The organism is Microcystis sp. M53603_WE2 (genome assembly GCF_030065435.1).
On the sequence record NZ_JASJFF010000888.1, the window covers coordinates 1 to 1071 of the forward strand.

A 1071-nucleotide genomic window follows, 5' to 3' on the forward strand; every position below is an offset into this window, starting at 1 on the left:
GCATGGATAGTAAATCCTGTCACGCTTAACCAACCATTTAGTAAAAGAGATAAACCCGATAAATGATCGTGCCAAACTTGTTCGTAGAGACGATAACCTTGTTTGGTGACGTAGGCAAGTACCAGGGCCACCGCTTCATCAAAATTAAGGATATAGGGATAATGAAGCGGGACTTTCCAGAAAACAATCCCCAGAAAAAAAACAGCAATGGCAATTAATGCCATTAAATCAAAACGATAAGATTTCTTATTCATAACTTTTTCTGGACAAGAATTGCTGCGTATCTTATCACAGATCGAGACATCAGTTATGGGTTAAAAAAGATACAAAGATTACTTTTCGGAACTACGCCCTAAATCTTTAGCTCTATGATAAGCTGCCACTACTGCCTCGATAATTGTCGATCGAAAAGAGCCTTTTTCTAATTGTCTCACCCCAGCAATCGTCGTTCCCCCGGGGCTAGTGACGCGATCCTTTAATTCCCCAGGGTGTATGGCCGATTCTTTTAATAGGGTTGCCGTCCCTAAAACTGTTTCTATGGCCAATTGAGATGCGATCGCTCGTGGTAATCCCGCCGCCACACCACCATCGCTTAAAGCTTCCACCATCAGGGCCACAAATGCCGGACCCGATCCCGATAATCCCGTTACCGCATCCATCAAAGCCTCGGGAACTTCCACCACCGAACCGACCGCAGCAAAAATATCTCTGGCTACGGCCAGATGTTCTGGTTCCGCATGACGACCAGATGCGATCGCTGTAACCCCTTGTCCCACCGTGGCCGGGGTATTGGGCATCGTCCGGATCACGGGGCGATCGGGAAAGCCCATTTCTAAGCGATTGAGGGTAACTCCCGCTAAAATCGAGATAATTAGGGGTTTTTCTGGTATTCCTAGCAAACTATTCACTACTTGCTCTAAAATTTGCGGTTTTACCGCTAAGATTAACACCTCAGCTGCTCTAGCGGCCTCCCGGTTATCCTCACTGACTTGCACTCCGTAGGTATTAACCCAAAAGTTGCGCCGTTGGGATTGGGGTTCACTGACTAACACCGTTTCGGGACTATAAATA

1 protein-coding gene and 1 pseudogene are annotated in these 1071 nt (G+C 46.6%); both read right to left on the reverse strand.

What is annotated here, in order from left to right:
* A pseudogene (locus tag PX481_RS18865) lies at positions 1-254 on the reverse strand (glucose-6-phosphate dehydrogenase); the annotation flags it as partial.
* 78 nt (positions 255-332) lie between these two features.
* Positions 333-1071, reverse strand: a 739-nt coding sequence (proC, locus tag PX481_RS18870) for a pyrroline-5-carboxylate reductase (RefSeq protein WP_288095429.1), incomplete at its 5' end; no start/stop codon positions are given.